Source organism: Roseateles sp., from assembly GCF_019237615.1.
Lineage (GTDB): Bacteria > Pseudomonadota > Gammaproteobacteria > Burkholderiales > Burkholderiaceae_C > Pelomonas.
The window spans coordinates 53,293-73,705 of record NZ_JAFAGT010000066.1; the positions used below are offsets into that span (position 1 = coordinate 53,293).

The 20,413-nt window shown below is 68.7% G+C and carries 21 protein-coding genes; 2 read left to right on the forward strand and 19 right to left on the reverse strand.

The features are described from left to right. Nucleotides 1-5 precede the first annotated feature (5 nt). Both JOY88_RS13330 and JOY88_RS13335 read left to right on the forward strand, forming a co-directional pair. A complete protein-coding gene (locus JOY88_RS13330) occupies nucleotides 6-2,069 on the forward strand; it encodes an ATP-dependent helicase (protein ID WP_293503115.1) in 2,064 nt (687 codons plus the stop codon). A gap of 105 nt (nucleotides 2,070-2,174) precedes the next feature. Next, complete coding sequence (locus JOY88_RS13335) at nucleotides 2,175-2,543, forward strand: hypothetical protein (RefSeq protein WP_293503116.1); 369 nt, start codon at nucleotides 2,175-2,177, stop codon at nucleotides 2,541-2,543. Between the two features lie 18 nt (nucleotides 2,544-2,561). On the opposite strand, the gene JOY88_RS13340 is transcribed toward JOY88_RS13335, so the two are convergent. From JOY88_RS13340 to JOY88_RS13430, 19 genes are all read right to left on the reverse strand, one after another. Next, nucleotides 2,562-4,628 (reverse strand): primosomal protein N', encoded by a 2,067-nt coding sequence (locus JOY88_RS13340; RefSeq protein ID WP_293503117.1) that lies wholly within the window; start codon nucleotides 4,626-4,628, stop codon nucleotides 2,562-2,564. 319 nt (nucleotides 4,629-4,947) lie between these two features. Beyond that, the gene (gene hemE / locus JOY88_RS13345) at nucleotides 4,948-6,027 is read right to left on the reverse strand and encodes a uroporphyrinogen decarboxylase (RefSeq protein ID WP_293503118.1); all 1,080 of its coding nucleotides are present in this window, start codon (nucleotides 6,025-6,027) and stop codon (nucleotides 4,948-4,950) included. 63 nt (nucleotides 6,028-6,090) lie between these two features. Continuing rightward, nucleotides 6,091-6,927: a D-hexose-6-phosphate mutarotase gene (locus tag JOY88_RS13350; protein WP_293503119.1), complete on the reverse strand. Its 837-nt coding sequence runs from the start codon at nucleotides 6,925-6,927 to the stop codon at nucleotides 6,091-6,093. A 76-nt stretch (nucleotides 6,928-7,003) separates the two neighbouring features. Further along, on the reverse strand, nucleotides 7,004-7,417 hold the full coding sequence (locus JOY88_RS13355; protein ID WP_293503120.1) for a F0F1 ATP synthase subunit epsilon: 414 nt from the start codon (nucleotides 7,415-7,417) through the stop codon (nucleotides 7,004-7,006). A 68-nt stretch (nucleotides 7,418-7,485) separates the two neighbouring features. Beyond that, nucleotides 7,486-8,898, reverse strand: a complete 1,413-nt coding sequence (atpD, locus tag JOY88_RS13360; RefSeq protein ID WP_293503121.1) for a F0F1 ATP synthase subunit beta — start codon at nucleotides 8,896-8,898, stop codon at nucleotides 7,486-7,488. 41 nt (nucleotides 8,899-8,939) lie between these two features. Beyond that, entirely contained in the window at nucleotides 8,940-9,812 is an 873-nt protein-coding gene (gene atpG, locus JOY88_RS13365) for a F0F1 ATP synthase subunit gamma (protein WP_293503122.1), read from the reverse strand. 59 nt (nucleotides 9,813-9,871) lie between these two features. Beyond that, nucleotides 9,872-11,425, reverse strand: coding sequence for a F0F1 ATP synthase subunit alpha (atpA, locus tag JOY88_RS13370; protein ID WP_293503123.1), 1,554 nt, complete (start codon nucleotides 11,423-11,425; stop codon nucleotides 9,872-9,874). A 92-nt stretch (nucleotides 11,426-11,517) separates the two neighbouring features. Next, nucleotides 11,518-12,051: a F0F1 ATP synthase subunit delta gene (locus JOY88_RS13375; RefSeq protein ID WP_293503124.1), complete on the reverse strand. Its 534-nt coding sequence runs from the start codon at nucleotides 12,049-12,051 to the stop codon at nucleotides 11,518-11,520. Then, nucleotides 12,052-12,522: a F0F1 ATP synthase subunit B gene (locus tag JOY88_RS13380; RefSeq protein ID WP_293503125.1), complete on the reverse strand. Its 471-nt coding sequence runs from the start codon at nucleotides 12,520-12,522 to the stop codon at nucleotides 12,052-12,054. A gap of 72 nt (nucleotides 12,523-12,594) precedes the next feature. Continuing rightward, nucleotides 12,595-12,861 (reverse strand): F0F1 ATP synthase subunit C, encoded by a 267-nt coding sequence (gene atpE, locus JOY88_RS13385; protein WP_409983278.1) that lies wholly within the window; start codon nucleotides 12,859-12,861, stop codon nucleotides 12,595-12,597. 69 nt (nucleotides 12,862-12,930) lie between these two features. Further along, on the reverse strand, nucleotides 12,931-13,785 hold the full coding sequence (gene atpB, locus JOY88_RS13390) for a F0F1 ATP synthase subunit A (RefSeq protein WP_293503126.1): 855 nt from the start codon (nucleotides 13,783-13,785) through the stop codon (nucleotides 12,931-12,933). A gap of 16 nt (nucleotides 13,786-13,801) precedes the next feature. Further along, nucleotides 13,802-14,299 carry an ATP synthase subunit I gene (locus JOY88_RS13395; RefSeq protein ID WP_293503127.1) on the reverse strand — a complete coding sequence of 166 codons (498 nt, stop codon included), beginning with the start codon at nucleotides 14,297-14,299 and terminating at the stop codon, nucleotides 13,802-13,804. Between the two features lie 151 nt (nucleotides 14,300-14,450). Next, entirely contained in the window at nucleotides 14,451-15,344 is an 894-nt protein-coding gene (locus JOY88_RS13400; RefSeq protein WP_293503128.1) for an SMP-30/gluconolactonase/LRE family protein, read from the reverse strand. 17 nt (nucleotides 15,345-15,361) lie between these two features. Next, complete coding sequence (locus JOY88_RS13405; protein ID WP_293503129.1) at nucleotides 15,362-15,877, reverse strand: GNAT family N-acetyltransferase; 516 nt, start codon at nucleotides 15,875-15,877, stop codon at nucleotides 15,362-15,364. A 129-nt stretch (nucleotides 15,878-16,006) separates the two neighbouring features. After that, the gene (locus JOY88_RS13410) at nucleotides 16,007-16,729 is read right to left on the reverse strand and encodes an alanyl-tRNA editing protein (RefSeq protein WP_293503130.1); all 723 of its coding nucleotides are present in this window, start codon (nucleotides 16,727-16,729) and stop codon (nucleotides 16,007-16,009) included. Next, the gene (locus tag JOY88_RS13415; RefSeq protein WP_293503131.1) at nucleotides 16,726-17,565 is read right to left on the reverse strand and encodes a PhzF family protein; all 840 of its coding nucleotides are present in this window, start codon (nucleotides 17,563-17,565) and stop codon (nucleotides 16,726-16,728) included. Before JOY88_RS13415 ends, JOY88_RS13410 begins: the two co-directional genes overlap by 4 nt. Next, the gene (locus tag JOY88_RS13420; RefSeq protein ID WP_293503132.1) at nucleotides 17,558-18,025 is read right to left on the reverse strand and encodes a GNAT family N-acetyltransferase; all 468 of its coding nucleotides are present in this window, start codon (nucleotides 18,023-18,025) and stop codon (nucleotides 17,558-17,560) included. Before JOY88_RS13420 ends, JOY88_RS13415 begins: the two co-directional genes overlap by 8 nt. Next, the gene (locus tag JOY88_RS13425; RefSeq protein ID WP_293503133.1) at nucleotides 18,009-18,731 is read right to left on the reverse strand and encodes an ABC transporter ATP-binding protein; all 723 of its coding nucleotides are present in this window, start codon (nucleotides 18,729-18,731) and stop codon (nucleotides 18,009-18,011) included. Before JOY88_RS13425 ends, JOY88_RS13420 begins: the two co-directional genes overlap by 17 nt. Beyond that, a partial coding sequence (locus tag JOY88_RS13430) for a branched-chain amino acid ABC transporter ATP-binding protein/permease (protein ID WP_293503134.1) occupies nucleotides 18,731-20,413 on the reverse strand: 1,683 nt, incomplete at its 5' end. The genes JOY88_RS13425 and JOY88_RS13430, both read right to left, overlap by 1 nt.

Consider the following 20,413-nt stretch of genomic DNA (forward strand, 5'->3'; position numbering starts at 1 on the left):
CCCCCATGTCTGCCGCCCCGCCGTCCGCCGGCCTGAACCCGGCCCAGCTCGCCGCCGTCCACCACCTGAGCGGCCCCTGCCTCGTCATCGCCGGCGCGGGCTCGGGCAAGACGCGCGTCATCACGACCAAGATCTGGCAGCTGCTTCAGTCGGGCTACCGGCCCGGCCAGATCGCCGCCATCACGTTCACGAACAAGGCCGCGCAGGAGATGCGCGAGCGCGCCAAGGCGCTGGTGGGCAACAAGGCGGCCAAGGACCTGGCAATCTCGACCTTCCATTCGCTGGGCGTGCGCCTGCTGCGCGAGGAAGGCACGCGGCTCGGGTTGAAGGAGCAGTTCTCCATCCTCGACAGCGACGACGTGCTCAACGTGCTGAAGGATGCCGGCGGCACGACGGACATGAACCAGGCGCGGCGCTGGCAATGGACCATCTCGCTGTGGAAGAACCAGGGCCTGAACGCGGCCCAGGCCGCGCAGGTCGCCCAGGACGATGACGAGCGCGCGGCCGCCGCCGTCATGGTGCGCTATCAGGAGCGCCTCGCGGCCTACCAGGCGGTGGACTTCGACGACCTCATCACGCTGCCGCTGAAGCTGCTGACCACCGATGACGAGGCCCGCGCCAAGTGGCAGGCCAAGCTGCGCTACGTGCTGGTGGACGAATACCAGGACACCAACGCCGTGCAGTACGAGCTGCTGAAGGCCCTCGTCGGCGAGCGCGGCATGTTCACGGCGGTGGGCGACGACGACCAGTCCATCTACGGCTGGCGCGGCGCCACCATCGAGAACCTGAAGCGGCTGCCGACCGACTACCCGGCGCTCAAGGTCATCCCGCTGGAGCAGAACTACCGCTCCACCGGCGCCATCCTGCGCGCGGCCAACCATGTCATCGCCGGCAACCCCAAGCTGTTCGAGAAGAAGCTGTGGAGCGAGTACGGCGACGGCGAGCCCATCGCGCTGCTGGAGGCCGACGGCGAGGAGCACGAGGCCGAGCGCGCCGTGGCCCGCATCCAGCAACTGCGCGCCGACGGCAAGGGCCCGGCCTTCAAGGACTTCGCCATCCTCTACCGCGCCAACCACCAGGCCCGCGTCTTCGAGCAGGCGCTGCGCCGCGCGCAGATCCCCTACAAGGTCTCGGGCGGCCAGAGCTTCTTCGACAAGGCCGAGATCAAGGACTTGTGCGCCTGGCTGCGCCTGCTGGTGAACCCCGACGACGACCCCGCCTTCCTGCGCGCCGTCACCACCCCGAAGCGCGGCATCGGCCACACGACGCTGGGTGCGCTCAGCACCTTCTCGGCGCAGTGGAAGTGCAGCATGTTCGAGGCCCTCTTCTCCGAGAGCCTGGCCACGGCCGTCACGCCCCGCGCGCTGGCGCAGCTGCACGAGTTCGGCCGCGCGGTGAACGAGCTGCAGTACCGCGCCAAGCACACCGAGGGCCACACCGCCGCGCACGCGCTGCTGACGGAGTGGCTGAAGGACATCGCCTACGAGGCCCACCTCGTCGACAACGAGGAGAACGAGAAGGTCGCCCAGGCGCGCTGGGGCAATGTGCTGGACTTCGTCGACTGGGTGTCCAAGCGCTGCGGCGGCCAGCACAGCGAGGAGGACGGCGTCAGCTTCACCGAGCCCAAGCAGAGCGTGCTGGACGTGGCCCAGACCATCTCCGTCATCCTGTCGCTGGCCGAGCGCGGCGACGAGCAGGACCAGGTCACGCTGACGACGCTGCATGCCTCCAAGGGCCTGGAATGGCCGCACGTCGTGCTGGCCGGTGTCAACGAGGGCCTGCTGCCCTTCAAGCGCGAGGAGGCCGAGCTGACGCCCGAGGCGCTGCAGGAGGAGCGGCGGCTGATGTACGTGGGCATCACCCGCGCGCGCACGACGCTGGCTGTTTCAACTTTGCGCAGACGTAAAAAAGGCCGGGACACCGTCGTGGGCATTCCCAGCCGCTTCCTGGCCGAGATGAAGCTCAACGAGGGCGGCACACGCGAGGATCCCAGGGAAAAGCTCAAGCGCATGCGCGAAGAGCTGGCCGCCAAGGCCGCCGCACGCGCATCCGCACAAGATCAAGCCTGATCGCCCATTCGCGGGGGTCCCCCCCTGGTGCGTGAAGTCTTCACATCTCAGTCGCGCTAGGCTGCGAACAATGCGATCAGCCCCTTATTCCTCATGGTGAGCCGCATGAAAGCCCTGGTCCTTGCCGTCGCCCTCGCTGCCCTCAGTTCCTCCGCCCTGGCCGGTGCCACGCGCGAGGCACACCCCAAGGCCGCGGTGGACAAAACGGCGACCAGCGTGATGGCCGACGCCAGCCGCCTGGGCTCGGCCAGCCTGACCTCGCTGAACGGCAGTCCCTGGGCGCCGCAGAACCTCCCGGCCGAGAGCGATTTCGACAGCCCCTCGCCCGAGGTCGACGCCGGCACCGTGTTCATCGTCCTAGGCGTCTTGGTCGTGGCCCTGGCCCGCCCGGTCAGCCGCGCGCTGCGCCGCCAGGAGCAGCACCGCCGCGCCACGGCGCTGGCCAGCACCCTGGGCCACGCGCCGCGCCACTGAGAGCCCCCGCCACCGACGCTAGATCGCCAGCGGATCCACGTCCACGGCCCAGCGCAGCACCGCCTTGTGCTCGCGCTTGAGCGCCAGCAGCTCGGGCACCCAGCCGCGCAGGAAGGCCTGCAGCCGCGCGCGCTGCCCGGCCTCCATCAGCATCTGCATGCGCTCCACGTCGGCCACGCGAGCCACGGCATGCGGCACCGGCGGATAGACCAGCACGCCCTCGTCATGGGCCAGCGCCGCCGCGGCGTCGAGGAAGGCCTTGGCCGCCTCCGCCGTGCGTGCTTCGGCGCGCAGCAGGGCCAGGTGCGAGAACGGCGGCAGGCTGGCCGAGCGGCGCTCGGCCAGCTGGTCGCGCGCGAAGCGCTCGTAGTCGTGGCGCGCCAGTGCCTGGTAGAGGGCGTGGTCGCGATGCCAGGTCTGCACCCACATCTCGGCCGGCGTCTCGCCCGACGCGTCCCGCCCTGCCCGGCCGCCGGCCTGCATCAGCAGCGCGAACAGCCGCTCCGGCGCGCGGAAGTCGCTGCTGAACAGCGCGCCGTCCGGGTTCACGGCGGCGACGAAACGGATGCGACGGAAGTCGTGGCCCTTGGTGATCATCTGCGTGCCCACGAGGATGTCCACCTCGCCGTCGTGCACGGCCTTCAGCTGCGCCTCCAGTTCGCCCTTGCGGCGCGTGGAGTCGGCGTCGATGCGCAGCACGCGCGCGCCGGGCAGCGCCTCGGCCAGCTGCTCCTCCAGTCGCTCGGTGCCGCGGCCTATGGGCGCGATGTCGTGGTTGCCGCAGTTGGGGCAGGCGCGCGGCACGCGCTCGGTGAAGCCGCAATGGTGGCAGCGCAGCGTGCGGTCGCGCTTGTGGAATACGCGCCAGGCGCTGCAGTGCGGGCAGTCGCTCTTCCACTGGCATTCGCCGCAGTGCAGCACCGGCGCATAGCCGCGGCGGTTCAGGAACACCAGGCTCTGCTCGCCGCGCTCCAGCCTCTGCTTCAGCGCAGCCAGCAGCGGCGCGGTCAGCGCGGTGGTCACGCCGGCGGTGGCAGGCAAGGCCTTCATGTCGAACAGCTTCACCCTGGGCAGGGCCCCCCCGCCGATGCGAGCTGCCAGCGTCAGCCGCTCATAACGGCCGCTCTCGGCGTGCTGCCAGCTTTCCAGCGACGGTGTGGCCGAGCCCAGCACGACGGGGATCTTCAGATCATGGGCGCGCCAGACGGCCAGATCGCGCGCCGAGTAGCGTGCGCCGTCCTGCTGCTTGTAGGAGGGGTCGTGCTCCTCGTCGACGACCAGGAGCCCCAGCTCCGGCAGCGATGCGAACACCGCCAGCCGCGTACCGAGCACGAGGCGTGCGCGCCCCAGATGGGCGGCCAGCCAGTTCTGCAGGCGCTGGGCCGGCGTCAGCGCGCTGTGCAGCGACACGATGGCCAGCGGTTGCGGCAGCAGGGCCGCGAAGCGCTCGGTGAAGCGGGCTTCCAACTGGGGCGTCAGGTTGATCTCCGGCACCAGCACCAGCACCTGGCGGCCGGCGGCCAGCGCGGCCTCGGCGGCGCGCAGATAGACCTCGGTCTTGCCGCTGCCGGTCACGCCGAACAGCAGCAGCGGCCTGGGCGTGGCGCCGGCGAGCTGGCCTTCGATGGCGGCGACCGCCAGTGCCTGTTCGGGCGCCAGTTCGGGCCTGACCGGCTCGGGAGGCGCCACGGTCTTGGTCACCTTGCGCTCCAGCTTGCGCAGCCGCGCCGTCAGCTGCTCGGGCGACAGTTCACGCAACTGCGGCGGTAGCACCGCGCTGGCCAGCTCGCCGACGCTGCGCTGGTAGTAGCCGGCCGCGAAGTCCAGCAGCCGGCACCAGTCGGCCCCCAGCGGCGCCAGCCCGTCGAACACCGCGGCCACCGGCCGCAGGGCGACCTGCGGGACCGCGCCCCCGCCCCCCGGCCAGACGACGCCCAGCAACTCGCGCCTGCCCAGCGGCACCCGCACCAGCGTACCGGATGCAAGCGCCTGCTCACTCGCATAGTCAAGCGGGCCGTTCAGGCCGCTGTGCTGAGGGGCGTCGACAGCTACCCGCACCGTCGTGGGGCAGGGCATGTCAGCCATGCGCAGCTCCGCGCTTCTTGTGAAGCAGTGGCTCAGCAAGCACCCGCAAGTTCATGATTTTGAAAGGCTCTTGGGTTGCCCACAATTTCTGTGGATAAGTTTGTGAGCAATTTCGCCCGCCGTGGCCGAACGAGCATCCGACCGGTCCCGGGCGGCGCGCCGAGGTGCTCCCCGACGTTTTTCGAAGTTCCTTTGAAATCAATCACTTAGGAACAACTCGGGAAAACTCTTAGCTGCGCCGCATCAAACACCGCCGACAACGCCCGCATCCCAATATTTGGGGATAAGTCCGTTGCCAACTGCAGATCTGATGGCCTCGTCAGGGCGCCGCGCGCAGCCTGCGGGAGTGGCTGTGCACCTCGTCCACCAGGGCCGTCACGCTCTCGGGCGGCGTGAACTGGCTGATGCCATGGCCGAGGTTGAAGATGTGGCCGCTGCCGGCCGCAGGCCTGCCGAAACTGTCCAGCACCGCGCGAACCTGGGCACGCACGGCTTCGGGCGGCGCGAAGAGCACGTTAGGGTCCAGATTGCCCTGCAGCGCGACGCGGTCGCCGACGCGGGCCCGGGCCGCGCCGAGGTTCATGGTCCAGTCCAGGCCCACGACATCGGCGCCGGCCGCGGCGATCTCGTCCAGCCACAGCCCGCCGCCCTTGGTGAACAGGATGCGCGGGATGCGCTGGCCCTCGTGCTCGGTCTTCACCTGCGCCAGCACCTGGCGCGAGTAGGCCAGGCTGAACTGCTGGAAGGCGCCATCGGCCAGCACGCCGCCCCAGGAGTCGAACAGCATGACGGCCTGGGCGCCGGCCTCGATCTGCGCGTTCAGATAGGCCGCGACCGCGCGCGCGTTCACGTCCAGGATGCGGTGCATCAGGTCGGGGCGCGCATACATCAGGCTCTTCACGAGCCGGTAGTCGTCGGAGCCGCCGCCCTCCACCATGTAGCAGGCCAGCGTCCAGGGGCTGCCCGAGAAGCCGATCAGCGGCACGCGGCCGTTCAAGGCCTTGCGGATGGACGTGACGGCGTCGAAGACATAACGCAGCCTGTCCATGTCAGGCACGTCCAGCGCCGCGACGGCCGCCTCGTCACGCACGACCTTGGCGAACTTCGGGCCCTCGCCTTGCTGGAAGCTCAGGCCCAGGCCCATCGCGTCCGGCACGGTCAGGATGTCGCTGAACAGGATGGCCGCGTCCAGCGGGTAGCGCTCCAGCGGCTGCAGCGTCACCTCGGTGGCGTAGTCGGTGTTCGTCGCCAGCCCCATGAAGCTGCCGGCCTTCTCGCGCGTGGCACGGTACTCGGGCAGGTAGCGGCCGGCCTGGCGCATCAGCCAGACGGGCGTGTGGTCGGTGGGCTGGCGCAGGCAGGCGCGCAGGAAGCAGTCGTTTTGCAGGGGGGCGAACATCGCCGGATTATCCCCGCCGGCCCCGGCCGGTTGCGGCCCCGGGCAGGCAGCCGGCGCGCCGATTCACGCCAGCTGCAGGCTCTGCCGCCCCACCCAGCTCTCACCGGCCTGCAGCTCGACGGGACGACCGATGCAGGCCGCCTCCACGCACAGCATCTCGGACCAGCCTTCGGGCGGCATGTCGGCCAGGCCGGCACAGCGCTCGGGGCCGGGGTTCCAGACCACCGCGTCCTCGAAACCCTGCTGCCGGACGACGACCTGCCGGCGGTCCTCCGTGACGAGCAGTGGCCGCTCCTTCACGCCGAAGTAGATGCGGTCCAGGTCCAGCACGCCCTTCTCGCCGGTCAGCAGCAGGTCCATGCGCTGCAGCGCCTCGGCCTGCTTGACCTGGTCGAAGTAGCGCAGGCCGGCCAGTCCCTCGACGCTGACCGCGTCCAGGTCCGCCACGCGCAGATAGGTGTGCAGCGCGGTCGTGAACTGCAGCGGCGTATCGCCCGTGTTCTCGCAGGCCAGCTCGATGTCCAGCGTGCGTCCGCCCACGCGCACGCTCAACTCCAGCTCGAAGGCATGGGGCCAGATCGCGCGCGTCGCGTCGCCGTCGCGCAGGCGCAGCACGGCCAGAGCGTCGTCCCTGCCCTGCTCCTGGCTGACCAGCTCCCAGGGCTGCGTGCGCGCGAAGCCATGCTTGGGCAGCGGGCCGCGGCCGGAGAACTGCGGGAAGCACACCGGCACGCCGCCGCGGATAGCTTGGCCCGGAGCGAACTCGCTGCGCGGGGACAGGTAGAGCTGCTCGGGCGCGCCGGCGGGCGTCCAGGAGAGCAGGTGGGCGCCATGCAGGCTCAGCGTGGCGGTGGCGCCGTCGGGAGCAGTCAGTCGGAGGGCGTCGTTCGTCGCGGTCATGGGAATCAGCCTTCGGAAAACAAAACGGCAGGCTCTGGGCCTGCCGTCATCGTCTCACCCTGGCGGGGCGGGAGACTTACTTCTTGAGGAACTTGCGCAGCGCGGCGATCTGGGCCGCCTGGATGGCCAGCTCGCCCTGGATCGCTGCCTGGTCGAGCTTGTCCTTGGCGTTGCGCAGCGCTTCCTCGGCGGCCTTCTTCGCTTCCAGCGCCTTGGCCTCGTCGAGGTCCTTGCCGCGGATGGCGGTGTCGGCCAGCACGGTCACGCGGTTCGGCTGCACCTCGAGGATGCCACCGGCGACGAAGACGAATTCTTCGCTGCCATCGGTGCGCTCGATGCGCACGGCGCCCGGCTTGATGCGGGTGATCAGCGGCGTGTGCTTGGGCAGGATGCCGAGCTCGCCGGACTCGCCCGGCAGGGCGACGAACTTGGCCTCGCCGGAGAAGATCTGCTCTTCGGCGGAGACCACGTCGACGTGGAGGGTTGCCATATCAATCGTCCTGGGCTGATGGGTTGGGAAGACTCAGTGAAGCAACGGGGCCGAGGCCCCGCAGCGCTTTACTGGATCTTCTTGGCCTTCTCGAATGCCTCGTCAATGGTGCCGACCATGTAGAAGGCCTGCTCCGGCAGCGCGTCGCACTCGCCGTTGACGATCATCTTGAAGCCGCGGATGGTTTCCTTCAGCGGCACGTACTTGCCGGGGGTGCCCGTGAACACCTCGGCGACGTGGAAGGGCTGCGACAGGAAGCGCTGGATCTTGCGGGCGCGGGCCACGGCCAGCTTGTCTTCCGGCGACAGTTCGTCCATGCCCAGGATGGCGATGATGTCGCGCAGTTCCTTGTAGCGCTGCAGCACGGCCTGGACCGAGCGGGTCGTCGTGTAGTGCTCTTCGCCGACGACGTTGGGGTCGATCTGGCGGCTGGTGGAGTCCAGCGGGTCGACGGCGGGGTAGATACCCAGCGCGGCGATGTCACGCGACAGCACGACGGTGGCGTCCAGGTGGGCGAAGGTCGTGGCGGGCGACGGGTCGGTCAGGTCGTCCGCAGGGACGTAGACGGCCTGGATGGACGTGATCGAGCCGACCTTGGTCGACGTGATGCGCTCCTGCAGGCGGCCCATTTCCTCGGCCAGCGTCGGCTGGTAGCCCACGGCGGAAGGCATGCGGCCCAGCAGTGCGGACACTTCCGTGCCGGCCAGCGTGTAGCGGTAGATGTTGTCCACGAAGAACAGCACGTCGCGGCCTTCGTCACGGAACGACTCGGCGATGGTCAGGCCGGTCAGGGCCACGCGCAGACGGTTGCCCGGGGGCTCGTTCATCTGGCCGTAGACCATGGCGACCTTGGAGTCTTCCAGCTTGTCCTGGACGACCACGTTGGAGTCCGACATCTCGTGATAGAAGTCGTTGCCCTCACGGGTGCGCTCACCCACGCCGGCGAACACGGACAGACCGCTGTGCGCCTTCGCGATGTTGTTGATGAGCTCCATCATGTTCACGGTCTTGCCGACGCCGGCGCCGCCGAACAGGCCCACCTTGCCGCCCTTGGCGAACGGGCAGATCAGGTCGATCACCTTGATGCCGGTTTCCAGCAGGTCCTGCGACGGGCTCAGCTCGTCATAGGCGGGAGCCGCGCGGTGGATGGAGGCGGTCAGCTCGGAGGAGACCGGGCCGCGCTCGTCGATGGGGTTGCCCAGCACGTCCATGATGCGACCGAGGGTGGCCTTGCCGACCGGCACCTTGATGGTGTCGCCGGTGTTGTAGACCTCGGTGCCGCGGCGCAGGCCGTCGGACGAACCCAGCGCAATGGTGCGGACCACGCCGTCGCCCAGCTGCTGCTGCACTTCCAGCGTCAGGGCCGAGCCTTCCATCTTCAGCGCGTCGTACACCTTGGGCATGTTGTCGCGCGGGAACTCCACGTCCACGACGGCGCCAATGCACTGAACGATCTTGCCGACGGTTTGAGTGTTAGCCATTTGTGCGTTCCTTCAATTCAAATCTTTGCGTTCGGGCTGGATCAGCCCACCGCGGCCGCGCCGCTGACGATCTCGGACAACTCTTTGGTGATCGCGGCCTGGCGGGTCTTGTTGTAGACCAGCTTCAGCTCGCCGATCAGCGTGCCGGCGTTGTCGGTCGCAGCCTTCATGGCCACCATGCGGGCGGACTGCTCGCTGGCCATGTTCTCGGCGACGGCCTGGAAGACCAGCGCTTCCGTGTAGCGCACCAGCAGCTCGTCGATGACGGTGGCGGCGTCGGGCTCGTAGATGTAGTCCCACGAGTGGCCGGACTGGCCGGTCGCCATGTCGCTGGCCTTGAGCGGCAGCAGCTGGTGCACCTGCACCTCTTGCTTCATCGTGTTGATGAACTGCGTGTAGCAGAGGTAGACGGCGGACAGCTTGCCGGCGGCGTAGGCGTCGAGCAGCACCTTGACGGGGCCGATCAGGGCCTCGATGTGGGGCTGGTCACCGAGCTGCGTGGCGTGGGCCACGACCTTGGCGCCGACGCGGTTCATGAAGCCCAGGCCCTTGCCGCCGATGGCGACGACCTCGGCCGACTGGCCCGCGTTCTCCAGCTCCTTGAGCTTGGCCGTGGCCGCGCGCAGCAGGTTGGTGTTCAGGCCACCGCACAGGCCCTTGTCCGTCGTGACGACGACCATGCCGACCGCCTTCGCGTCCTCGTTCTTGACGAGGAAGGGATGGCGGTACTCCGGGTTGGCCTTGGCCAGCTCGGCGGCGATGTTGCCGATCTTCTCGGCGTAGGGGCGGGCCGAGCGCATCCGTTCCTGCGCCTTGCGCATCTTGGACGCGGCGACCATCTCCATCGCCTTGGTGATCTTCTTGGTGTTCTCGACCGACTTGATCTTGCCGCGGATTTCTTTGCTTGAAGCCATTCGAACTCCTAGTTCAGTGCGGGGCTAAGTTGAGGCTCGGCCCCGCGTGTTCCGTGGCTTCAGGCGAAGGACTTCTTGAAGGCCGTGATCGCGGCGTTCAGTTCGGCTTCGGCATCCTTGTCCATCGCCTTGTCGTTCTCGAGCTTGGCGAGCAGCGCGGCGTGGCTGGTCTTCAGGAACTGGTGCAGGCCGTGTTCGAAGGACAGGACCTTCTTCACTTCGATGCTGTCCATGAAGCCCTTGTTGGCGGCGTACAGCGAGGCAGCCATCAGCGAGATGGGCAGCGGCGAGTACTGGGCCTGCTTCAGCAGTTCCGTCACGCGGGCACCGCGGTCCAGCTGCTTGCGGGTGGCTTCGTCCAGGTCGGAGGCGAACTGCGCGAACGCGGCCAGCTCACGATACTGGGCCAGGTCGGTACGGATACCGCCGGACAGCGACTTGATCAGCTTGGTCTGGGCAGCACCACCGACGCGCGACACCGAGATACCGGCGTTGATGGCGGGGCGGATACCGGCGTTGAACAGGTTGGTTTCCAGGAAGATCTGGCCGTCGGTGATCGAGATCACGTTGGTCGGGACGAAGGCGGACACGTCGCCGGCCTGCGTCTCGATGATGGGCAGCGCGGTCAGCGAACCGGTCTTGCCCTTGACCTCACCCTTGGTGAAGGCCTCGACGTAGTCGGCGTTCACGCGGGCGGCACGCTCCAGCAGGCGGCTGTGGAGATAGAACACGTCGCCGGGGAAGGCTTCGCGGCCCGGCGGGCGGCGCAGCAGCAGCGAGACCTGGCGGTAGGCGACGGCCTGCTTGGACAGGTCGTCATAGACGATCAGCGCGTCCTGGCCGCGATCGCGGAAGTACTCGCCCATCGTGCAGCCGGAGTAGGCCGACACGTACTGCATCGCGGCGGACTCGGAGGCCGAGGCAGCGACGACGATGGTGTATTCCATCGCGCCGGCCTGCTCCAGCGAGCGCACGACGTTCTTGATCGACGACGCCTTCTGGCCGATGGCGACGTAGACGCAGGTCATGTTCTGACCCTTCTGGTTGATGATCGCGTCGATAGCGACGGCGGTCTTACCAGTCTGGCGGTCACCGATGATCAGCTCGCGCTGGCCGCGGCCGACGGGCACCATGGAGTCGATGGACTTCAGGCCGGTCTGCACAGGCTGGTCAACGCTCTTGCGCGCGATCACGCCCGGGGCGACCTTCTCGATGACGTCGGTCATCTTGGCGTTGATCGGACCCTTGCCGTCGATGGGCTGGCCCAGCGCGTTCACGACGCGGCCGATCAGCTCGGGGCCGACCGGCACTTCCAGGATGCGGCCCGTGCACTTGACGGTGTCGCCTTCCGAGACGTGCTCGTAGGCACCCAGAATCACGGCACCGACGGAGTCGCGCTCGAGGTTCAGGGCCAGACCGAAGGTCTGCGTGCCGTCAGCGGCCGGCGGGAATTCGAGCATTTCGCCCTGCATCACGTCCGAGAGGCCGTGGACGCGGACGATGCCGTCGGAAACGGACACGACGGTGCCCTGGTTGCGGATGTCCGTGCTGCCACCAAGACCCTCGATGCGGCTCTTGATCAGTTCGGAAATTTCAGCGGGATTCAGTTGCATGCTTGGTCTCCCAGGTTGCCGAACCGTCGCCGGATCAAGGGCGGGGTCAGACGCGGGGTAAATCGGAATGTCTTGCGTGGCTGGGCTGCGGATCAGGCAGTCAGCGCGACCTTCATGCGCTCCAGGCGGGCCTTGACGGAGGTGTCCAGCACCTCGTCGCCGACGACGACGCGAACGCCGCCGATCAGGCCGGGCTCCAGCTGCACATGGGCGTCGAGCTTGCGGCCGAAGCGCTTTTCCAGCGTGGCCTTGAGCTCGGCGAGCTGGGCGTCGCTGATCTCATAGGCGCTGAAGATCTGCGCGTCGGACACGCCGGAGGCGGCGTTGGCCAGCACGTGGTACTGGGCCACGATCTCGGGCAGCGCGGCCAGGCGGCCGTTCTCGACGACGGTGCTCAGGAAGTTCTGCACACCGGCGGCCAGGGTCTGCTTGGCGGCGGCGGTCATGACCGCGACGACCTGCTGGGCCTGGGCCTTGGGATGATCGGCGAACTGGCGCAGATCGGCGTCCTGCGCCACCTGGGCCAGCGCGTCGAGCTGCTGGCCCCAGGCCGCGAGGTCGTGCGACTTGGCAACCTGGAACAGGGCTTCGGCGTAGGGCCGGGCAATGGTGGCGAGCTCAGCCATTTACAGCTCCGTCTTCAGGCGAGCCAGCAGATCGGCGTGGACGCCGGCGTTGACTTCCTTGTGCAGGATCTGCTCGGCGCCCTTGACCGCCAGCGCGGCGACCTGGTCGCGCAGCGCTTCGCGGGCACGGCCCACCTGCTGCTCGGCATCGGCCTTGGCGGCGGCGAGGATCTTGGCGCCTTCGTCTTCGGCACGCTTCTTGGCCTCGTCGACGATGGCGGCGGCGCGCTTCTCGGCATCCGAGATCAGCTTGCCGGATTCGGCCTTGGTCTGGGCCAGTTCCTTGGCGATCTGCGCTTCGGCGCCGGCCAGCTCGGCCTTGGCCTTGTCGGCAGCGGACAGGCCAGCAGCGATCTTCGCGGCGCGCTCGTCGAGCGCCTTGATGATCGGCGGCCACACATACTTCATCGTGAACCCGACCAGGATCAGGAACACGATCATCTGAACGATGAGCGACGCGTTAATAAACACGGTGGTGCCTCACAAAGTTTCGAGTGCTTGAAGCCGCCCCCAGGAGTCCGAGGGCGGGGCGGCAACGTCGAATTACTTGGCGACGACTTGGGCGATCTGGCCCAGGAACGGGTTGGCCGTGGCGAACCACAGGGCGATACCGGTGCCGATGATGAAGGCCGCGTCGATCAGGCCGGCCAGCAGGAACATCTTGGTTTGCAGTTCGTTCATCAGCTCGGGCTGGCGAGCGGCGGATTCCAGGTACTTGCTGCCCATGATGCCGATACCGATACAGGCACCGAAGGCGCCCAGACCAATGATCAGACCAGCGGCGAGAGCAACAAAGCTAATGACTTCCACGATGACTCCTTAGAGGATTTAGAGAGAGAAACGGTTGAGGGGAAAACTGCTTGGGGAAACCGGGTGCGATCAGTGCGCGTCGTGGGCCTGGCCGATGTAGATCAGCGTCAGCATCATGAAGATGAAGGCCTGCAGCGTGATGATCAGGATGTGGAAGATCGCCCACACCGAGCCCGCGATGATGTGGCCGATGGCCAGGCCGATGCCGGTGGCCGACAGGCTCCAGGCGCCGCCCATCATCGCGATCAGCAGGAAGATCAGCTCGCCGGCATACATGTTGCCGAACAGCCGCATGCCGTGGGAGACGGTCTTGGCGACGAACTCGATCAGCTGCATGGCCAGGTTGACGGGGTACAGCGCGACCTTGTCGCCGAAGGGCGCGGAGATCAGCTCATGGCCCCAGCCGCCGGCGCCCTTGACCTTCACGTTGTAGACCAGGCAAGTGATCAGCACGCCGATCGACAGGCCCATCGTCATCGACAGGTCGGCCGTCGGCACGGAGCGCAGCTTGGCGTGGTGGTCGCCGCTGAGGTTCTGCCAGACCCAGGGCAGCAGGTCCACCGGCAGCAGGTCCATCGCGTTCATCAGGAAGATCCAGACGAAGACGGTCAGCGCCAGCGGGGCCACCAGCTTGCGGCTCTCGGCGCTGTGCACGATGCCCTTGGCCTGGTTGGCGACCATCTCGACGAGGATCTCGACGGCAGCCTGGAAACGGCCCGGGACGCCCGAGGTGGCGGCCTTCGCGGCACGCCACAGGAAGAAGCAACCCACCAGCCCCAGCAGCACGCTGAAGAAGATGGAGTCCATGTTGACGACGGAGAAGTCGACGATGCCCTGCTGGCTGCCGCTCTGCGCGTGCTGCAAGTGGTGAATGATGTATTCACCGGCGCTCGGGGCTGCGGTTGCGTGGCCTTCTGCTGCCATGTTTCGTTCTGCCTCGTCAGTTCAGTCTGCGGCCGCGCCATGCGAGCGCCAGCCAGTTCACCTTGATGCACACCGCGAGGGTGACCAGCAGGGCTGGCCAGCTCAGGCCCGGCACCACCTTCGGCGCCAGCACCAGCATCGCGATCGATGCACCGATTTTCAAAAATTCCCAACCCATGAACCCGGCAGCCGCACCGACCGCAGAGTCCACGCGCTTTGTCATGCCCCGTGCCAGCAGCATGTTTGGCAGCACCACCGCCGCGACACCGTACAGCGCCGAAACCATGGCCACGCCGGACCCCGTCCACAGCCGGATCACGGCCACGCACAACAGTCCCACCACCAGCTGCAACCCCAGCACACGCCAGGGCGACAGCATCGGCAACGCGGATTTCAATGCCGCCGCCTCCTCCGGGCTCAAGGCCTTGACGGGCGGCTCCTCGTTGTCGTCGTCCCAGCCGCCGGCCGTCGAAACAGCGGGGGGCCAGGTCTTTCGGGGGCCGTTCTCGGTCATGGGCGCCAGATCCTGGGGTGGGCGGCTCAGCCCCCGAAACTGCCAGAGACTGATTGCACCTGGATGACGCACGAGCGCCACCCAACAAAGCCCCTCATTATATGTGACGAGTTACACCGGGGTAAACCTGTCCTGGCGGAGCGCGCGGGTTTCAGGCCCGTGTCAGCGTTGCCGGCAGGCCCGGCACGTCGACGCGCAGCTGCAGCACGGCACCGGCCAGCGGCTGGCGTTCCAGCTCTTCGGCGGGGCGCTTCTCGCGGGCCGTCGTGATGAAGAGGGTGCACAAGTCCGCGCCGCCGAAAGCCGGCATGGTCGGGCAGGCGACGGGCAGTTCGACGCGCTGCAGCAACTCGCCGGTCGGCGCGATGCGCAGCAGGCAGCCGCCCTCGAACATCGCGACCCAGTAGCAGCCCTCGGCGTCCATGGCCGCGCCGTCGGGCCGGCCGCCGTAGGCCGCGCCGGGCGAGCGCGGCTGGAACTCGGCGAAGACGCGCGGCGCGGACAATGTACCGGTCGCCGCATCGAAGTCGGCGGCGTAGATGCGATGGGCCTTGGTGTCCGACCAATGTACGCGGCGCCCGTCGGGGCTCCAGGCCAGGCCGTTGGAGGTCGTCAGCCCCGGCACCTGGGCCGCGAACGCCCGGCCGTCGAAACGGTACAGCGCGGCCTCCGGCTCGCGGGCGTCCGAGATGCTGCCAACCCAGAGCCGCCCTGCCGGGTCGACCTTGCCATCGTTGAAGCGCAGCCGCGCCGGGTCATAGGGCGGCGGCGCGACCCGGGCCTGCGCACCCGTGGCCGTGTCCAGCGCCCACAGGCCGTCGCGCCGCGCGACCAGCAGACCACCGTCCGCGCGCGCCGCAATGCAGCCGGGCTCGGCGTCCTGGACCCAGGTGTCTGGCTCGCTCGCGCCCTCGCGCCAGCGCAGCACCTGGCGGCCGGGGATGTCGACCGCGTAGAGCTGCCGCTCCACGGGATGCCAGAGCGGCGATTCGCCGAGCAGGCAGCGGTGGGGGCCCAGGGCCCGGATGTCTTGTTCGAGTGCCATGCCGGCACTCTAGGCCGTTATCCGAGGTAACTGGGCCGGAAGCCGCCCAACTCGGCCTTCAGGTAGTGCGCGCCGGGGATGGGGTTGAAGTAGAACGGCGGCACCTCGACGAAGCCCAGGCTCTCGTAGAGGCCGCGCGCGGCCTCCATGTCGTCCAGCGTGTCGAGCAGCATGCAGGAGTAGCCCGCCTCGGTCGCGTGGTCCATCAGCGCCTGGGCCAGCAGGCGGCCCAGGCCGAAACGGCGGAAGGCCGGGCGCACGAAGAGGCGCTTCATCTCGCAGGCGTTGGGGTAGTCCGCGTCCGGCAGGGGCCGGAAGGCGCCGCTGCCCGCAACGGCGCCATCGACGGTGGCCAGCAGCAGCAGGCCGCCGGGCGGCGCGTAGGCGCCGGGCAGACCGGCCAGTTCTTCGTCGAAGCCCTGGAAGTCGAGGTCCACGTCGAGGCTGTCGGCGTAGTCGCGCAGGATCAGTCGGGTTTCCTGCCAGTCCGAGGGGGACTCGGGCGTGATGAGCTGTATATCGGGGCCGTCCATAGACGGTGCAGTTTAGTCACCCGCCTCGGCCGGGCCAGCCACGCCGGGCATGCCCCTGCGGGTCCCGGCGCACGTCCTGGCGGTCACTCACGTTCGCGCCGCGAGCACCCGCCCGCCTCCCGCCGGAAATCAGCTTCGGCCCGCGGCCGCCTCGGCAAAGCCGAGCACGACCCTGCGGGTCTTGGCCGACTTCTTCTCAATCTTGGTCACCACCACGGCGCCGATCTCGGCCGTGCTGGACACATGGGTGCCGCCGCAGGGCTGCAGGTCCACGCCCTCGACCTCCAGCACCCGCACGCGGCCCAGCCCGCGCGGCGGCTGCACGCTCATCGAGCGCACGAGGCCGGGGTTGGCGTCCAGCTCTTCCTCGCTGATCCAGCGGTGGCGGACCGCACGGGCCTCGGCCACCAGCCGGTCCAGCCCCGCCTGGAGGGCGTCCCTGTCGAAGGGCTGGTCGGTGTGGAAGTCCAGCCGCGCATAGGTCTCGGTGATGGAGCAGCCGTCGACCGGATAGGGCAGCAGCGCGCACAGCAGATGGGTTGCCGTGTGGAAGCGCCGGTGCGCCTGGCGACGCGCGGCATCGACCTCGACGCGCACCGCCGCGCCCACCTTAGGCGCCTCGCCCTCGATCAGATGCACGATGCCGCCGGGCCGCTCCTTGCTCTTGCGCGTGTCGGTCACGCGCCAGCGCCGCTCGCCCGCGACCAGCCAGCCGGTGTCGCCGGCCTGGCCGCCGCCCAGCGGGTAGCAGACGCTGCGGTCGAGGATGACGCCGCCCTCCCCTTGCGCGCTCACCACGGCATCGCAGTGCAGCAGCGTCGCGTCCTCCCGGAACAGCTCCTCGGTCATCACAGCCTCACCTGTCCATGGATGAGCGGCGCCACGTCGCCGCCTATCCAGGTCGCCTCGGCATCGCGCCGCACGTGGATGCGGCCGGCACGGCCCAGTGCGGCCCCCTGGGCGGCCACGTAGTGGTCGCCCGCCAGGCCGGCGCCCTGCAGCCACAGCGCCAGGCCCGCGTTGAGGCTGCCGGTGACGGGGTCTTCGGGAATGCCCAGGTCGGGCACGAAGGCGCGTACCTCGAACTGGCAGTCGCTGCCGGCTGGATGGGCGCCGACGACGCCGAGCTTGAGCCCCTTCATCGCGACGAAGTCCGGCCGCAGCGTCAGCACGCTCGCCGCATCCGCGAGCCGCACGGCCATCCAGCCCGGGCCGTTGTCGACCCAGACGGCATCCAGCAGCGCCGCGTCCGGCAGGCGCAGCGAGGCCGCGGCCTGGGTGCGCGTGGCCGCGTCGACCGGACCGCCGCGCTTCAGGGGCGGCGCGGCGAAGGCCAGGCGGGCGCCGTCGCGCTTCACGCGCACCAGGCCGATGGCGCATTGCTGCACCACCTCGCCGGGCTTCTTCGCGTCGCCGCCGCTGGCCAGGAAGGCGTGGGCGCTGCCCAGCGTCGGATGGCCGGCGAAGGGCAGCTCGCCGCCGGGCGTGAAGATGCGCACGCGGTAGTCGGCCTCGGGCACGGTGGGCGGCAGCAGGAAGGTCGTCTCGGACAGATTGGTCCAGCGCGCGAAGTCGGCCATCTCGGCGTCCGACAGGCCCGCGCCGTCGACGACGACGGCGAGTGCGTTGCCCTTCAGCGGCGTGGCGGTGAAGACGTCGACCTGGACGAAGCGGCGGAGTTCAGGCATCGGTGGCAGGGGGTGGTGCGGTCAGGTAGATCCCCGGCCGCACGACCTCCATGCCGCGATCCGGCGTCGCCAGCGGCTGGAAGCCGTGGCGGGCGTAGAGCGGATGGGCGTCTCGCGTGAACAGCATGAAGCGGCGCAGGCCTTGCAGGTCCGGGTGGGCGAGCAGCGATTGAACCATCCAATCGGCCAGCCCCCGCCCCCTGTGGTCTTCAAGGACGTAGACGTCGCAGAGATAGGCGAAGGTGGTGCGGTCCGTGACGACGCGCGCGAAGCCCACCTGGCCCCGCCCCTGAGCATGCAGCGCGACGCACAGCGAGTGCCGGATGGCGCGCTCGACGGTCGCGAGCGGGATGCCTTCGCACCAGTAGGCGCGCGTCAGGAAGGCGTGGGCCGCCGCCGCGTCGATGTCCTCGAAGCTCAGCCGGTAGCCCGCCCGCTCCACGTCAATGGCCGCCGCCAAGGTAGGCGGCCTGCACGGCGGGGTCGCTGCGCAGCTTCTCGGCCGGGCCGTGCACGGCGATGCGGCCGTTCTCCAGCACATAGCCGTAGTCGGCCACCCTCAGCGCGGCGGCCGCGAACTGCTCGACGAGCAGCATGGTCACGCCGCGCGCCTTGAGGCTTTCGATGATGCGAAAGACCTCCTCGACGAGGATGGGTGCGAGGCCCATGGAGGGCTCGTCCAGCAGCACGACCTCGGGGTTGAGCATGACGGCGCGCGCCATGGCCAGCATCTGCTGCTCGCCGCCGGACAGCGTGCCGGCCAGCTGCGTGCGGCGCTCCTTCAGGCGCGGGAACAGCTCCAGCGCGCGCTCCAGGTCGCCGGCGATGTCGCCCTTGGGCCGCTCGCCGGTGTAGCGCGGGAAGGCACCCAGGCGCAGGTTGTCCGTCACCGTCATGGTCGCGAAGACGCGCCGGCCTTCGGGCGAATGCGCGAGGCCGCGGCGGGCGATGTGATAGCTCTCCAGGCCGTCGATGCGGCGCTCGTTGAGCGTGATCTCGCCCCCGGTGGGCTTGATCATGCCGCTGACGGCGCGCATGGTGGTCGTCTTGCCGGCGCCGTTGGAGCCGATCAGCGTGACGACCTGGCCCTTGGGCACCTCCAGAGAGATGCCGTGCAGGACCTGGACCTTGCCGTAGCCGGCGCTGAGGTTCTTGATCGCCAGCATCAGGAGCCCCCCAGGTAGGCCTCGATGACCTTCTCGTTGGCCTGCACCTCGGCGGGCAGGCCCTCGGCGATCTTCTGGCCGAAGTCCAGCACCGAGACGCGGTCGCACAGGCTCATGACGACGTCCATGTGGTGTTCGATGAGGATGACGGTGACGCCGGCTGCGCGGATCTTGCGGATGATCTCCAGCAGTTCCTTGATGTCCGGCGCGGTCAGGCCGGCGGCGGGCTCGTCCAGCAGCAACAGCTGCGGGTCCAGCGCCAGCGCGCGGGCGATCTCCAGCAGGCGCTGCTTGCCATAGGGCAGGTTGCGCGCCTCCTCGCTGGCGAGTTCGTCCAGGCCCACGAACTCCAGCAGCGCATGGGCGCGGGCGCGCTGCTCGCGGTCCTCGCGCCGGTAGCGGGGCAGGTGCAGCGCGATGTCGACGAGGTGGCTCCTGAAGCTGTGGTGCAGGCCCACCAGCACGTTCTGCAGCGCCGTCATCTCGCCGAACAGCTGCACGTTCTGGAAGGTGCGCGCGATGCCCGACAGCGCGATGTCCGACGAGGTGCGGCCATTGACCTCGCGACCAGCGAACACCACCGTGCCGGCGGTGGGCTGGTAGATGCCGGTCAGCACGTTCATCATCGTGCTCTTGCCGGAGCCGTTCGGGCCGATGAGGCCGTGGATGCTGCCGCGCTTGACGACCAGGTCCACGTTGTTCAGCGCCTTCAGGCCGCCGAACTGCATCAGCACGCCGTCGGCCTTCAGCAGTTCCGGCCCGCCCTCGACGCTGGCGCGCGTCAACGCTGCGGCCTGGGCGCCCGCGGCCTCGCGTTCATGCCTGGCCTTCAGGTTCAGCGCGTTGCGCACGAAGCCGACGATGCCGTCCTGCAGGTAGTAGACGACGAACAGCGTGATCAGGCCGAAGATTGACAGGCGCCAGTCGGTCATGGTCTCCAGCTTGAAGGAGATCAGCGCCAGCCCGATGGTGCCCACCACGGGGATGGCCGCGAGCTGGCCCGTCATCTTGCCGCGCTTCATCGCCACGCCGACCGAGATCGCCACGATGACGGCCAGCACGACGGCGCCGACGCGGAACATCTGCAGGTCGTCCAGCAGCTTGGGCAGCATGACGATGATGGTCGCGCCCAGCAGCGCGCCGGTGCGGGTCTTGCGGCCGCCCATGATGATGGCCAGCAGGAACATCACCGTCAGCTCGAAGTTGTAGGTGTTGGGGCTGATGTACTGCTCGGAGTAGGCGTAGAGCGAACCCGCCAGGCCGGCCAGCGCCGCCGAGATGACGAAGGCGTAGACCTTGTAGCGGTAGACCGAGACGCCCATGCAGTCCGACGCCACGGGGCTGCCGCGCAGCGCTTCGAAGCTGCGGCCCAGGTGCGAGCGCAACACGCGGTCCAAGAAGATCAGCGAGGCGATCATCAGACCTCCGACGAGCCAGAAGAACTCGGTGTCGGTCAGCTGGTGGGTAAGCAGCACGGGCTTGGTCAGCATGATGCCGAGCGGGCCCGCGGTGAGGAAATCCATCTCGTTGATCAGGATCTGGATGATGGTGCCGAAGGCCAGCGTCACCATCGCCAGATACGGCCCCGTCACACGCAGCGCCGGCAGTGCCAGCAGCGCGCCGAAGACGGCCGTGATGCCGATGGCCGAGACCAGGACGACGATAACGGGCGCGTTCAGGTG

What these genes read in the sequence shown, in the direction of transcription:
- JOY88_RS13400 (WP_293503128.1), bottom strand. Translation starts at nt 15,344, where the DNA reads ATGGCACTCGAACAAGACATCCGGGCCCTGGGCCCCCACCGCTGCCTG.
- JOY88_RS13335 (WP_293503116.1), top strand. Translation starts at nt 2,175, where the DNA reads ATGAAAGCCCTGGTCCTTGCCGTCGCCCTCGCTGCCCTCAGTTCCTCC.
- JOY88_RS13395 (WP_293503127.1), bottom strand. Translation starts at nt 14,299, where the DNA reads ATGACCGAGAACGGCCCCCGAAAGACCTGGCCCCCCGCTGTTTCGACG.
- hemE (WP_293503118.1), bottom strand. Translation starts at nt 6,027, where the DNA reads ATGTTCGCCCCCCTGCAAAACGACTGCTTCCTGCGCGCCTGCCTGCGC.
- JOY88_RS13405 (WP_293503129.1), bottom strand. Translation starts at nt 15,877, where the DNA reads ATGGACGGCCCCGATATACAGCTCATCACGCCCGAGTCCCCCTCGGAC.
- JOY88_RS13425 (WP_293503133.1), bottom strand. Translation starts at nt 18,731, where the DNA reads ATGCTGGCGATCAAGAACCTCAGCGCCGGCTACGGCAAGGTCCAGGTC.
- atpG (WP_293503122.1), bottom strand. Translation starts at nt 9,812, where the DNA reads ATGGCTTCAAGCAAAGAAATCCGCGGCAAGATCAAGTCGGTCGAGAAC.
- JOY88_RS13375 (WP_293503124.1), bottom strand. Translation starts at nt 12,051, where the DNA reads ATGGCTGAGCTCGCCACCATTGCCCGGCCCTACGCCGAAGCCCTGTTC.
- atpA (WP_293503123.1), bottom strand. Translation starts at nt 11,425, where the DNA reads ATGCAACTGAATCCCGCTGAAATTTCCGAACTGATCAAGAGCCGCATC.
- atpB (WP_293503126.1), bottom strand. Translation starts at nt 13,785, where the DNA reads ATGGCAGCAGAAGGCCACGCAACCGCAGCCCCGAGCGCCGGTGAATAC.
- atpD (WP_293503121.1), bottom strand. Translation starts at nt 8,898, where the DNA reads ATGGCTAACACTCAAACCGTCGGCAAGATCGTTCAGTGCATTGGCGCC.
- JOY88_RS13330 (WP_293503115.1), top strand. Translation starts at nt 6, where the DNA reads ATGTCTGCCGCCCCGCCGTCCGCCGGCCTGAACCCGGCCCAGCTCGCC.
- JOY88_RS13415 (WP_293503131.1), bottom strand. Translation starts at nt 17,565, where the DNA reads ATGCCTGAACTCCGCCGCTTCGTCCAGGTCGACGTCTTCACCGCCACG.
- JOY88_RS13340 (WP_293503117.1), bottom strand. Translation starts at nt 4,628, where the DNA reads ATGGCTGACATGCCCTGCCCCACGACGGTGCGGGTAGCTGTCGACGCC.
- JOY88_RS13350 (WP_293503119.1), bottom strand. Translation starts at nt 6,927, where the DNA reads ATGACCGCGACGAACGACGCCCTCCGACTGACTGCTCCCGACGGCGCC.
- JOY88_RS13355 (WP_293503120.1), bottom strand. Translation starts at nt 7,417, where the DNA reads ATGGCAACCCTCCACGTCGACGTGGTCTCCGCCGAAGAGCAGATCTTC.